We start from the raw sequence: 13,783 nt of genomic DNA on the forward strand, positions 1-13,783 counted from the left end.
ATCTTATTGTAGGTATTTTCCTTTCTTATTATATAGTAATGACATTGTATTAGTTATTTCATCTATTACATCCTTATAACTCAAATAAATCATAATATCAATTTTCTCAAAATCTCCACTTACTTTACTTATTAATGCATAAAAATATTTACCATTATCAATCATATTTTTTATTATTAAATTATATCTCCTAGGAATATATCCTAAAACATATCCTTGTTTAGTCACTATTTTTATAGCATTTTCATCATAAGGATTACCATTATCTCTAAATAAATAAAGCATTTCTTCTTCTAAATTAATATTTTTTATAACACTTAAATCTCTATATCTTATATCATCTATATAAGTTGACATAAGATATATATCTTTAACATGGGGTATTATTTTTTGAATATTGATTTCCATATACTCTCTTTTTTTATTAGAACCACTGTCTATTAATGATAGTAATGAATTTTTTAAACTTTCCTCTGTTAATTTTTCTTCTATAAATTTCTTATCTTCCTTAGAAAATTCATCTTTAATTTTTATAAGGTTATTAGTAGCTAATTTATAAGTTTCTACTAAACTAGCATTTAAAGCATCAAAATTAATTCTCTTATATTCTTTTGGAAGTTCATCATATTCAATACCTTTAACCAAAAAATAGAAACACAGATGATACATGGGTTTAATTATAAGATCATCTAAATCTATAGTTTCTTTTTCTCTATTGCAAATATCTTTCATTGGAAGTCTGTTATATGCAGCATCGTAAATACTTTTTTTAAGTTCCTTATTCCCTTTTTCTAAACCATATCTATATAAAGCTGGATTAGTATAATCTCTTTCTAATAATCCTATAAATTCATCGTTAGAAATTTCAAAATTAGTTTTTTCCATTGCCTCTACTAAAACTTCAATATCTAAATCTATATTGCCTATTTCTTTTAAAATAACTTTTCCCCAAATACTTTTTATATATATTTCCCCAGCTAAATCACATAACTTATCATACTGTGGAACTATTGATGTTATTTTATCTATTGAATCAAATCCATACTCCTGAAATATAAATGTATCAATTGAATAAATTCCACTTATAACACCATATAAACTATATATATCTTTTCCATACATATTAACTAATTTAAAGTATTCAAAACATACATTAATTCCATTTTCTATGTCATTTACTGCATATTCTGAAAACAACACACTAAAAGATTTAGATAAAAGTCTGATATTACTTTCATTTATTCTTCCTGATTTTAAATATTTTAAAAGATTAACCGATAACATTGAATATTCTAATGATTCTAAATATCCAAAATTATCTTCTAAGCCATATAATATTAACCATTCGATTATTTCATTACTTACAGGTTGTAATTCATGTACACATATAGCTTTTCCATATCCTCTTGAATTTTGAGCTAAATAAAAAACTCTTTCATTACAATTATTCATTGTTTCATATACTTTTATTACATAAAATATATATTCATTGCTTATTGATAAAACTCTTAAAACTTCTTCTATATTATTTATTTTTATTGTGCATGACATCATAAGTCCAAGTTTTATTTCATCATGAGAATTACCTTCAAATATTAGTTTCTTTAAGAATAAAGTTAAATCATCTTTAAACTGTTTAAAACTTTCTATAAGTGCTTTAAAACTTTTAATGAATTCTTCATAATAATCACTTACTGGATTCAGTGCCATATATCCTTTTATATTTTCAAATACTTCTTTTTTAGGTTCTCTTATATAATCTATCAACAAATCAATAAGTTCATTACCTAGTTTTACTCTTTGATTTTTTTTCAATGGTTTTATTTTATTATATAGAACCTTAAATTCTCTTAACCCTGTAATTTCAAAATCTTGATAACTAAATGTTACTCCAGGTTTATCATGGTAAAATCCTTTTAAATCCTCATATATGTTTTTTTCTTTATTTTTACATATATTAAAATCAAACATTTAAATTCTCATCCCCTTCATACATAAAAAATAATTGTTAACTAAATAATTATTTTCTGTGTTATTATTTTTCTCATATCTCCAATCATATATAACGAACCACTTATCAATATTAAATCTTCAGCATCGGCTTCATTTAATGCCTTTTTAACGGCTTCTTCATAACTATCTAAGGCTACAGTATTTTTATTATATTTTAAGATTTCATTTCTTAATTCTGTATTTAATTCTGCTCTATCGCTATGAGGAGTTAATGCATAAATCTTATATGCTATAGGTGTTATTTCTTTAATTATTTCTTCCACTTGTTTATCAGCTAAAACTCCTAATAATAAATAAATTTTATTGTACTTAAAGTATTTTTCAACATTAGTTCTTAGCATTTTTATTCCTTCTATATTATGTGCTCCATCAATCACAATGAAAGGTTCTTTTCCTAATGCTTCTAATCTTCCCTTCCATGTTACAGATTTAAGTGAGTTTTCTATAACCTCTTTATTAATCTCTAATTCTTCTATTTTACATAATATCTCTACAGTAGTTAAAGCTACGCTTAAATTTAAAATTTGATGTTCACCCATTAATGGTAATTCTATATTATATAATCCATTAATAGTTCTAATTTGAACTCTTTGATAAAGTTTATCATCATAATTTACTTCTATAAATGTTCCACTGTTCCTACTAACTTCATAAATTTTGCTGTTTTCTTTTATAGCCTTTTCTTTTATAGCTTTCATAGCTTCATCTTTTTGTGGATAAACTACTACTGGAATATCTTTTTTTATTATTCCTGCTTTTTGCATAGCGATTTCATATAGAGAATTCCCTAAAATATTCATATGATCAAAACTAATTGATGTAATAACACTAACTAGGGGAGTTATCACATTTGTTGAATCTAATTCTCCTCCAAGTCCTACTTCAATCACAGCATAATCAACATTTTCATTATAATAATATAAATACATAACAGTTGTTAAAATCTCAAATTCAGTTGGATGATCATATCCTTCTTCTATAACTTGATCTACAGATTTCTTAACTATATTAATTAAATCAGTTAACTTATCCTTAGGAATATTTTTACCATTAATCTGAATTCTTTCTTCAAACTCTTCTAAATATGGTGATGTATACATTCCAACTTTATATCCCATTTTTATTAAAATTGAAGTTATCATTGATGTTGTAGAACCTTTACCATTAGTTCCTGCTATGTGAATTAATTTTAACTTTTTTTGAGGATCTCCTAATATCTCTAATAACCGATACGTCCTTTTAAGACCATAATTAGATCCAAATCTTCCCACACTATTTATATAATTCATTGCTTCTTCATAATTCATTTCATTCGTTTCCCCTTTAATTATTTATCAAATTTGCTTATTTAACTTATACAATTAAATGTATTATTACTTATTTCCTATTTAATATATAAGAACAAAAGTGGCTACGCCACGCTTTTTTAGCTGATAGTGGATAATTTTTTTTGAAAATAGAAAGATATAAATTTCTACTTAATAAAAACTCTTTCCATATTACTCACAATAAACAGCAGTTCCTGAAGCAGTAACCATAAGCATCCCGTTATCTGCACCTAATACTTCATAATCAATGTCTACTCCAACTACGGCATTAGCTCCTAGTTTTGCTGCTCTACTTTCCATTTCTTTCATAGCGTTTTCTCTAGCTTCTATCAATTCATCTTCATAAGTATTAGAGCGTCCCCCAAAGAAATTAGTTAATCCTGCTGCAAAATCTTTTATAAAATTAACTCCTGATATTACTTCTCCAAATACAACTCCTTTATATTCTAAAATATTTTTTCCTTCTATAGATGGTGTTGTTGTTATAATCATTTGAAAACTCTCCTTTTTTTATAATTATTAACTTATCATTTTATATTTATTATTAAAATGATTATAATATATTCTTTAACATTAAACCATATTTTACACTTATCTTAAGATTTAAATAACAAAGTGCTATAAAATTATTTTGCTAGTTGAAAATTAACATTTTAGTGGAAATTCTTTGAAACTTTCTAAAATATATATTTTACAATTGCACTATAATTTTTTTTGATTGTACTGTTTCTATACTCAATTTTTAACTGATATTTGTTTATAAACTTTAATTTTATTAGTCTCTAAAATTAAAGTTTTCTATACAAAAAAGTTGTACACACATTAAAATATGTGTACAACTTTCTACTTAAAATTATTTACTTGAATGTGCCTAATTAATTTAAAGCTTCAATTCTTACTTTAACTGCATCAAGCATTTCAACATACTTTTCTCTCTTTGCTTTTTCTCCATCTACAACAGCTGCTGGAGCTTTAGAAACGAAACCTGCATTTCCTAACTTTTTATCTATTCTTTCAATTTCGCCTTCTAATTTCTTAAATTCTTTATTTAATCTTTCAAGTTCCTTATCTTTATCTACAAGATCAAGTAATGGCATAAATAATTCTCCACCCTTAACTACTAGTGACACTGCATTTTCTGGAACCATTGCTTTGTCAGTTATAAATTCAACTTCTGAAGCTGATGCCAACTTTTCCATATACGCTTTACCAGCTGTGAATGCTTGCTTTGCATCTTCTGCAATATGGCAAATAACTTTGGCTTTTCTTGATGGTGGTACATTCATTTCAGCTCTTACATTTCTTAATCCTTTAATAGCTTCAATAACATAAGCCATATCATTTTCTGATTCTTCGCTTACTAAAGCGTCATCAAATACCGGCCAAGAAGATGTTGTTATTGTTTCTTCGTCTGTTAAATGAGTGAATATTTCTTCTGTTATAAACGGCATAGCTGGATGTAATAATTTTAATCCTGTAACTAATACAGTATTTAATACATTGTAAGCTACTCCTTTAGCTTTTTCATCTTCACCATAGAATACTGGTTTAACAAGTTCTATATACCAGTCACAAAATTCAGTCCACATAAAGTCATAAACCTTTTGCATAGCAATTCCAAGTTCATATTTATCCATATTTTCTGTAACTTCTTTAACTAATGTGTTCATTTTTGATAATATCCATTTATCAGCTAATGAATACTCTTTGCAATTCTTATATTTGTTCATAATTTCTTTATCAAGGTTCATCATAACAAATCTTGAAGCATTCCAAATCTTATTAGCAAAGTTTCTTGAAGCTTCAACTCTTTCAGGATAATATCTCATATCATTTCCTGGAGCATTACCAGTTGCAATCATAAATCTTAACGCATCAGCACCATACTTTTCTATAACTTCAAGTGGATCAACACCATTACCTAATGACTTACTCATCTTTCTTCCTTGAGAATCTCTTATAAGTCCATGAATAAGTACAGTATTAAATGGAGTTTCTCCCATACAGTGTAATCCTGAGAATATCATTCTAGCAACCCAGAAGAAAATTATATCGTGTCCAGTAACTAATACATTATTTGGATAGAAATATTCTAAGTCTTCTGTTTTGTTTGGCCATCCTAAAGTTGAGAAAGGCCATAATGCTGAAGAGAACCATGTATCAAGTACATCTTCATCTTGTTTTATATTAGTAGAACCACATTTAGAGCATTTAGTTGGAACTTCTTCAAGCACCATCATTTCACCACAGTCTTGACAGTAGTAAACTGGTATTCTATGTCCCCACCATAATTGTCTTGAAATACACCAATCTTGAATGTTTTCCATCCAGTTATAATATATTTTATCAAATCTTTCTGGAACAAATTTAGTTTTTCCATTTTTAACCACTTCTATAGCTGGTTTTGCTAAAGACTCCATCTTAACATACCATTGTCTAGATATTATTGGTTCTACTGTAGTACCACATCTATCATGTGTACCAACATTATGAGCATGGTCTTTAATCTTAACTAAAAGTCCTAAGCTTTCTAAATCCTTAACCATAGCTTTTCTAGCTTCATATCTATCTAAGCCTTTATATTTTCCACCTTTTTCATTAATAATACCCTTATCATCCATAACTCTTATAATTTCAAGATTGTGTCTCTTACCTACTTCAAAATCATTAGGGTCATGGGCTGGAGTCATTTTAACTGCACCAGTACCGAATTCTAAATCAACATAGTCATCTCCAACTATAGGAATTTCTCTATTTACAAGTGGTAATATCACAGTTTTTCCAATAAAATGTTTGTATCTTTCATCATTAGGGTTAACAGCTACCCCACTATCTCCAAGTAATGTTTCAGGTCTCGTTGTTGCAATTTCTAAGAATCCACTTCCATCAGCTAATGGATAGTTTATATGCCAGAAATGACCTGCTTGTTCTTCATATTCAATTTCAGCATCAGAAAGTGCTGTTTGACAGTGAGTACACCAGTTAGTTATCCTATTTCCTTGATATATTAAACCTTCATTATAAAGCTTAACAAATACATGCTTTACAGCTGCACTAAGATTTTCATCCATTGTAAATGCTTCTCTTGTAAAATCAGCAGAAACCCCTAGCTTTTTAACTTGATTTCTTATTGTAGCTCTGTACTTATCGCTCCATTCCCAAACTTTTTCAAGGAAAGCTTCTCTCCCCATTTCCTTTTTGTTATATCCTTGCTCAGCAAGTTGATTTGCAACCTTAACTTCTGTTGCAATAGATGCATGGTCTTCACCTGGAAGCCATAACGCTGCATAACCTTGCATTCTCTTAAATCTTATAAGCATATCTTGAAGTGTATCATCAAATGCATGACCTAAGTGAAGTTGACCAGTTATATTTGGTGGTGGCATGATTATTGTAAATGGCTTCTTCTTTTTATCTATAACAGGGGTAAAGTAACCTTTTTCCTCCCATGTCTTATAAATTCTGTCTTCAAATTCTTTTGGATCATAAGTTGTTGCAATATTTTTTGTTTCTGACATTTATTTTCCTCCCTATTATTTAAATTAGCTAAATTATTTTAAACTAATTAATTATCATTTTTATAGTCTTGTTTTAAAACGTGTTTATATATACATAAATAAAATGAACTAAGTAATTTAACTTTATCTATTACATATATTAAAACATATTTAAAATAAAAAAAGCCCTCAATCCAAAAAGGACGAAGACTCGCGGTACCACCTTTATTTCCACGCAAACATAATTTAATGTTTTTAATGGACTCTTAATTAATTAACGATTTAGACAAACCGTCCTTAGCTACTCTTATTTCACTAAAGAAGCTCAAAAGCTACCTTCAAAACTTTCCATATAAGGGCTTTCACCTATTCCCTCTCTCTTACTTGTTCTTTTTTATCGTATATTACTAATAAAAAAGAACCATACTCCTATGCTTATGTAAGCTAGTTTCCTTTAATATTTTCAGTTTCTACTCCTCTTTTTCATTGCTTTTATTATTAATTTGTATTTTCTTTATCTTATAATATATTAATGGTCATGTTTTGTCAATAATCGTAGTTTAAATACTTAAACTGTTTTTAGGATTATATATTGTTCCTTATTTCTTTTAATTCTCCTAATAATTCATAAAAATTATCTATATATTCTTTATACTCATCATCACTTAAAAATTCATAATCATCTGAAGCATATCTTCTACTAAAATAAAAATCCTTTAAATCTCTACTTTACCAACCTCCTATGTCAACTAAATCTTTAAGTATTGCTTGCTCAAAACAAGGCTTCTTACAAAGCTCATTATATCGTTCTTTACTATAAAGTTTAATATCTACATCCCTTTCCAATCTAAACGTATCTAAAACATCTTCTATTTCATGTCTTAATACTCTTAACTCCTTAGTGGATTTATTTTCATCAATTATAACAAGCAAATCTATATCACTTTGCTTTGAATATCTACCTTTTGCTATTGAACCAAAAAGATATATATCAGTATTATATAATTTAGATAAAATTATATTTTTAATTTTAATTATACTACTTTTTAAATTTTCATCTAATGAATAATCAACATCATTTTTCAATTAAATTCATCCTATCTTAAATTAAACTATTATATTATTTTATAATATTTTAATCATTATTGTAAATAAAAGAAATCCTATAATTATAAAGAAAACTATATTTTCTAAATTAAATTTTATTTTTTGTTTTAAACAATACTAAGTTATAATTCATCTACTTTATTTAACCATTCACTTACTAGTGAATTAAATACTTCACTTTGCTCTATTTGTAAATTATGTCCTGATCCATCTAACACAGCAAAAGTTCCTCTTGCAAAGTTATCTAATATACTCCAAGCATCTTTATATCCTACACAAGAATCTTGTTTACCTAATAAGATAAGTACAGGTTTCTCAAACTTTTTATTTAATTTATCAACATCAAAAGATAATTCATAGCCCTCTTCTTGGAAATTCTTTAAAAACTCCACATCCCCTATTCTTATAGGCTCTAGAACTTCATTTTTATATCTTTTGTAAATTTCTTCATTTTGTGTTACTAAACAATTATTAATTTCTTTTGCTTCTTCAAAACTAAGTTTAGATAATAATACCTTATCTTTTTTTACGACAACATGTTCTGGTACATTTCTATTTTTCTTATCAGGTTTTATAACTGGGCATATTAATATAACTCCATCTACTTTATCTATCATCTTATACACTATTCCTCTTGATATATAACCACCATATGATTGACCTATAATTAAAAAATTTTCATTTGGAATAATTTCATTTATAAATTCAATTAAAATATCAAGCATAACATCACAATTAATAATCCATTTAGCACTATCGGATTTTCCCATACCTGGTAAGTCTACATATATACGTTTATATCCTTTCCTCTTTTCAAATATATTTTCCATACAACCAGTCATTAATCTATGATCCACACAGTATCCATGTAACATTATAATTGGTTTGCCTTCACCTATTATTTCATAATTTATATTAATATCTTTTACTTTACATATCATAATTTCACCCTCATAACCTTTATAAAATTTACTTCAATATTGTTATTTCAGTTCTATATTCTTTCCTATAACAATACACTTTGAATCTGAATCATGACCAATTTCACTTGTCTTTACTATAGGTATATTAGGATTATTTACTATTTCTTGTACTAATTCAATAATACTAGGACTATACTTCTTATTTTCCATTTCTGTAAAACTGCCTAATATTATTCCTTTTATATCTTTAAATACACCTAGCTGTTTATACTGAGTTAAATATGTAGTCATTTTTGCTACATCACCACTTAAGCTTTCTAATAATAAAATTTTATCTTTAAAGTTAGGAATATATTCTGTTCCAGCAAGTTTTAAAAAACAGCGTATATTTCCTCCTACTACTATTCCATTCATAAATTTTCCTTGTATCCATTCATATTCAAATTTAAAAAGACTTTTTTTATTTTCCATAAATGTTTCTATAAAATCTTTAATTTGAATTTTAGAATTATCTCCAATTAAATTTCTTATTTGATATAAATACGTTTCAACACCACTTTTAGCATATAAGGCATTTATAACTACTGATAAATCACTATATCCAAAAAATAACTTAGGATTTTTCTTAATAATATCAAAATCTAAATATTCTAAAATACCATTAGATAAATCTCCACCTGAAATATCAAAAATAGCTTTTATACTCTTATCTTGAAAAAATTTCATAAGTTCAATTGCTCTTTCTTTTCCACTTCCATTAAATATAGAATATTTTTTAAATATTTTATTTGAAAAAACAACTTTTAAACCAATTTCATTTAAAATCTTTTTTAATTTATTTATTTTTACTTCCATATTTTTATCAAGTCCATTAGAACACGCTAAAATCCCAACTTTATCACCATAATTTAATCTTTTCATAAAATTCTCCTTTATTTAATTTTGACTATATTTTAACAGAGTGTTGATATATTTAAAATAGGACCTTAATTTTATATGACACTAAATTCGCTTTTTGTATTTTTTTATTATATATCTCTTTACTTTCACTCTAAATTATTCATAAATCTAAGATTTTTATATTTTCCGAAAGAATAGTAAAATATTCACATTTTAAAACATGATTATTTGAGTTTATTTCTTACACACTCTTGATTTAAAGTAAAATTTTGTTTACAATTTGAATATTATGATTTATAGTTATTTTTGTATTTTTAAACTTATATAACCATTTATGAATATACATAAATAAAATTTATATGTTAACAATTTGGAGGTATTATATATGAAAGGTTGCCTATACTTGGTAATTCCTTGTTATAATGAAGAAGCTGTATTACACGAAACAGCAAAAAGATTATTAATAAAAATGAATTCTATGATAGATAAAGACTTTGTGTCAAGTGACAGTAAAATTCTATTTGTCAATGATGGTTCAAAAGATAAAACATGGGATATAATTAAAGAGCTTAATTCTCAAAATTCCATTTTTAGTGGAGTAAATTTATCTAGAAACAAAGGGCATCAAAATGCTCTACTAGCTGGTTTAATGACTGCGAAAGATTGTGCTGATATAACAATATCATTAGATGCTGATCTTCAAGATGATATTGAAGTAATTGATAAGTTTGTTAATGAATATTATTCTGGAAGTGACGTTGTTTATGGGGTTAGATCATCTAGAAAAACGGATACTTTCTTTAAAAGAACAACTGCTTTAGGATTCTATAAATTCATGAACGCTCTTGGCGTAAATATTATGTACAACCATGCTGATTATAGACTTATGAGTAAAAGAGCCTTAGAAGGATTAAGTCAATTTAAAGAAGTCAATTTATTCTTAAGAGGCATTGTACCTTTAATAGGTTATAAATACTCCGTAGTAGAATATGAACGTCATGAACGATTTGCTGGTGAATCAAAATATCCATTAAAGAAAATGCTTGCTTTTGCATTAGATGGAATTACATCTTTTAGCATAAAACCAATAAGAATAATTACTGAATTAGGTTTCTTTATATTTTTTGTTAGTTTTATAGCTTTAATTTATTCACTTATCGTTAATTTCTTAGGCAAAACAGTTACTGGTTGGACTTCTTTAACTTTATCAATTTGGATGCTTGGTGGAATACAACTTTTATCTTTAGGAGTAATTGGTGAATATATAGGAAAAATATATAATGAGACAAAACAAAGACCACGCTTTATCATTGCTGATAAACTAATAAAAAATAATAAAGATAAAATTGATATGTAGGTGAATTTATTGGATAAGCTTATATTAAAAATAAAGAATACATTTTTTACAAAACAATTTTTTATTTTTGTAACTATAGGAGTCATTAATACATTTATTGGTATAATATTTGCTTATATATTTTCAAAATTTTTAAATGAAAATATAGCTTTCATTGTAGGATATATTTGTGGATTATTTGTGTCATACTTATTAAATAGTTTCTTTACATTTAAAGAAACTCTAGATTTGAGTAAATTCATAAAATTTGCAATCTCATACATTCCAAATTTTATTATACAAAATATAGTTGTGCTTATAGTATTTAATATTATGGGATTATACAAGCTTATAGCCTATATTTTAGCTGCTATAATTGGAGTTCCTTTAACATTTATATTAATGAAATTTTTCGCATTCAAACATAGGGAAAAAAAAATATTTAAATTAAATAAAGTTACTACATTTAGAATATATTTTAAATGTAGTAACTTTTATTTGAATTATTAAATAATCCTCCATATTATATATGTTTTAAATATATATTTTATAAATTCACTTACGCAGATTATCTTTGATTATTTATATATAAAATTTATCTAAAAACATATTTATAATGAAGCTTTATATATATTTACTACATCTTGTGAAGTAAGTGGTTTAAATCCATATTTTAATCCAGATTTAACTGCTTTTTGTGCCATTATTTCAAAATTTTCTTCTCCAATCCCTACTTCTCTTAATGTTGATGGAATTCCTATTTCTTTAAAAAACTCAGCAGTTTTATCTATTGCAGTATTAGCTATAGTATATTTATCTAAAGTTTTATCTAAATCCCATACATTAATTCCATATTCAACGAATTTATATAAAGTATCATCATTTAAAACATATCTCATCCAATGAGGTGTTAAAATAGCTAATCCAACACCATGAGTTATATCATAAAATGCACTTAATTCGTGTTCCATTGGATGTACTGACCATGTACCTTTAGTTCCATATGATATTAAACCATTAATAGCTAAACTAGATGCCCACATTAAATTTGCTCTTGCCTCATAATTATTAGGTTCTTCTATTGCTATTTTTCCATACTTAATACATGTTTTTAGAAGTCCTTCTGCAGTTCTAGCTTGAATAAATGCTTCTTTAGTATTATTAAAATAATTTTCAAATATATGACTCATTATATCTGCTGTTCCTGCGGCTGTTTGATTTTTAGGAACAGAATAAGTATATTCTGGATCTAATATAGACACCTTAGGTTTCATTTTGTCATTACCTATACCTAGTTTTTCATTTTTGCTCATATCTGATATTACTGCAAATGGATCCATTTCTGAACCTGTAGCTGATAAAGTTAAAATAGTTATTATAGGTAATACTGTTGTAATCTTACTTGAATCTAATACAATATCCCATGGATCATTATCATAGTTAACTCCTGCTGCAATGATTTTAGCACAATCTATTGTACTTCCTCCTCCAACAGGTAAAACAACTTCTATATTATTTTCTCTACAAAGTTTTATACCTTCTCTAACAGATTCTATTCTAGGATTTGGTGCTATATTTGAAAGTTCAACAAATGATATATTATTTTCTTTTAATATTTTTATCATTTCATCATATAGACCTATTTTTTTAATACTTCCCCCACCATACACTACAAGTACTTTATTACCATATCTCTTTATTACATTTCCTAAGTTTTTAATTTGGCCTTTTCCAAAATAAACTTCAGTAGGTATTGAATAATTAAAATTTTCCATATAAACCTCTCTCCTTACAATTATATTTATATATTTATACTTGGCTATATTTTCAACATATATTAGTATAATTTAGATGTAATTATATGAACTTTAACATTATATCTAAATTATTGTTTATCAATAACTTTATACTACTTATATTTATTTACATATTAACTAATACCATAAAAAAAAATACAGCCTTATATGTATATACTTAAAAATTTATTTTATTCTATAATATTTTTTAACCCCTTTATCTCATCACTAGTTAAATAACGCCATTTACCATATTCTAACTCTCCAAGTTTAATGTTAAGAATCCTTATTCTTTTTAGCATATTAACATTATATCCAAATGACTTGCTCATCCTTCTTATCTGCTTATTAAGACCTTGAGTTAAAATAATATTAAATGTGTTTTCTGAAACTCTTCTTACTTTGCATTTCCTTGTTTTAACATTGCATATATCAACCCCATTTGACATTCCTAAAATAAACTCATCGTCAAAAGATTTATCTAAAGTAACTATATATTCTTTTTCATGTTCATTTTCTGATTCTAAAATTTTATTACCCAGATCGCCATCATTAGTTAATAAAATCAATCCTTGCGATGCTTTATCTAATCTACCTACTGGAAATATATATTCAGGATAATTCATAAAATTTATTATATTGTCTTCAACCTCTTCTGCTGATGTACAAGTTATTCCTATAGGCTTATTTAATGCTATATATATTTTTTTCTTTATAGGAAGTGGCTTATTATCAAAAAGAATTTCATCTTCTAATTCCACCCATTGGCCTTGTATACAGGAAACTCCATTTACTATTATCCTATTTTCTTCAATTAACTTTCTAGTTGCTTTTCTTGAGCAGATTCCTAAGTTACTAAATAATTTGTTAATTCGCATATTTT

At 26.1% G+C, this 13,783-nt stretch carries 11 protein-coding genes; 2 read left to right on the forward strand and 9 right to left on the reverse strand.

The genetic code is table 11. The features are described 5' to 3' along the window. Positions 1-3: 3 nt before the first annotated feature. From BGI42_RS09825 to BGI42_RS09855, 7 genes are all read right to left on the reverse strand, one after another. Positions 4-1,971: an HIRAN domain-containing protein gene (locus BGI42_RS09825; RefSeq protein WP_069680137.1), complete on the reverse strand. Its 1,968-nt coding sequence runs from the start codon at positions 1,969-1,971 to the stop codon at positions 4-6. A 41-nt stretch (positions 1,972-2,012) separates the two neighbouring features. Then, positions 2,013-3,320, reverse strand: coding sequence for a bifunctional folylpolyglutamate synthase/dihydrofolate synthase (locus BGI42_RS09830; RefSeq protein ID WP_069680138.1), 1,308 nt, complete (start codon positions 3,318-3,320; stop codon positions 2,013-2,015). 192 nt (positions 3,321-3,512) lie between these two features. Beyond that, a complete protein-coding gene (locus tag BGI42_RS09835; RefSeq protein ID WP_069680139.1) occupies positions 3,513-3,833 on the reverse strand; it encodes a putative heavy metal-binding protein in 321 nt (106 codons plus the stop codon). Positions 3,834-4,216: 383 nt separating this feature from the next. Beyond that, complete coding sequence (locus BGI42_RS09840; RefSeq protein ID WP_069680140.1) at positions 4,217-6,859, reverse strand: valine--tRNA ligase; 2,643 nt, start codon at positions 6,857-6,859, stop codon at positions 4,217-4,219. Between the two features lie 708 nt (positions 6,860-7,567). Next, complete coding sequence (locus BGI42_RS09845; protein ID WP_069680141.1) at positions 7,568-7,924, reverse strand: nucleotidyltransferase domain-containing protein; 357 nt, start codon at positions 7,922-7,924, stop codon at positions 7,568-7,570. A gap of 143 nt (positions 7,925-8,067) precedes the next feature. Beyond that, positions 8,068-8,886 carry an alpha/beta fold hydrolase gene (locus BGI42_RS09850; protein WP_069680142.1) on the reverse strand — a complete coding sequence of 273 codons (819 nt, stop codon included), beginning with the start codon at positions 8,884-8,886 and terminating at the stop codon, positions 8,068-8,070. Between the two features lie 42 nt (positions 8,887-8,928). After that, entirely contained in the window at positions 8,929-9,789 is an 861-nt protein-coding gene (locus BGI42_RS09855) for a S66 family peptidase (protein WP_069680143.1), read from the reverse strand. Between the two features lie 364 nt (positions 9,790-10,153). Here BGI42_RS09855 and BGI42_RS09860 point away from each other — a divergent pair, with 364 nt between their 5' ends. Further along, complete coding sequence (locus BGI42_RS09860) at positions 10,154-11,125, forward strand: glycosyltransferase family 2 protein (protein ID WP_069680144.1); 972 nt, start codon at positions 10,154-10,156, stop codon at positions 11,123-11,125. A gap of 9 nt (positions 11,126-11,134) precedes the next feature. Beyond that, on the forward strand, positions 11,135-11,614 hold the full coding sequence (locus BGI42_RS09865; protein WP_105165916.1) for a GtrA family protein: 480 nt from the start codon (positions 11,135-11,137) through the stop codon (positions 11,612-11,614). 101 nt (positions 11,615-11,715) lie between these two features. Here BGI42_RS09865 and BGI42_RS09870 read toward each other — a convergent pair whose 3' ends face one another. Further along, on the reverse strand, positions 11,716-12,879 hold the full coding sequence (locus BGI42_RS09870; RefSeq protein ID WP_069680146.1) for an iron-containing alcohol dehydrogenase: 1,164 nt from the start codon (positions 12,877-12,879) through the stop codon (positions 11,716-11,718). A gap of 212 nt (positions 12,880-13,091) precedes the next feature. Then, positions 13,092-13,778: a 23S rRNA pseudouridine(2604) synthase RluF gene (locus BGI42_RS09875; RefSeq protein ID WP_069680147.1), complete on the reverse strand. Its 687-nt coding sequence runs from the start codon at positions 13,776-13,778 to the stop codon at positions 13,092-13,094. Between the last annotated feature and the right edge of the window lie 5 nt (positions 13,779-13,783).

This window comes from Clostridium taeniosporum, from assembly GCF_001735765.2.
GTDB classification, from domain to species: Bacteria; Bacillota; Clostridia; order Clostridiales; family Clostridiaceae; genus Clostridium; species Clostridium taeniosporum.

Coding starts and splice junctions, on each gene's coding strand:
- BGI42_RS09860 (WP_069680144.1), top strand. CDS start 10,154: ATGAAAGGTTGCCTATACTTGGTAATTCCTTGTTATAATGAAGAAGCT.
- BGI42_RS09875 (WP_069680147.1), bottom strand. CDS start 13,778: ATGCGAATTAACAAATTATTTAGTAACTTAGGAATCTGCTCAAGAAAA.
- BGI42_RS09850 (WP_069680142.1), bottom strand. CDS start 8,886: ATGATATGTAAAGTAAAAGATATTAATATAAATTATGAAATAATAGGT.
- BGI42_RS09830 (WP_069680138.1), bottom strand. CDS start 3,320: ATGAATTATGAAGAAGCAATGAATTATATAAATAGTGTGGGAAGATTT.
- BGI42_RS09835 (WP_069680139.1), bottom strand. CDS start 3,833: ATGATTATAACAACAACACCATCTATAGAAGGAAAAAATATTTTAGAA.
- BGI42_RS09825 (WP_069680137.1), bottom strand. CDS start 1,971: ATGTTTGATTTTAATATATGTAAAAATAAAGAAAAAAACATATATGAG.
- BGI42_RS09870 (WP_069680146.1), bottom strand. CDS start 12,879: ATGGAAAATTTTAATTATTCAATACCTACTGAAGTTTATTTTGGAAAA.
- BGI42_RS09855 (WP_069680143.1), bottom strand. CDS start 9,789: ATGAAAAGATTAAATTATGGTGATAAAGTTGGGATTTTAGCGTGTTCT.
- BGI42_RS09840 (WP_069680140.1), bottom strand. CDS start 6,859: ATGTCAGAAACAAAAAATATTGCAACAACTTATGATCCAAAAGAATTT.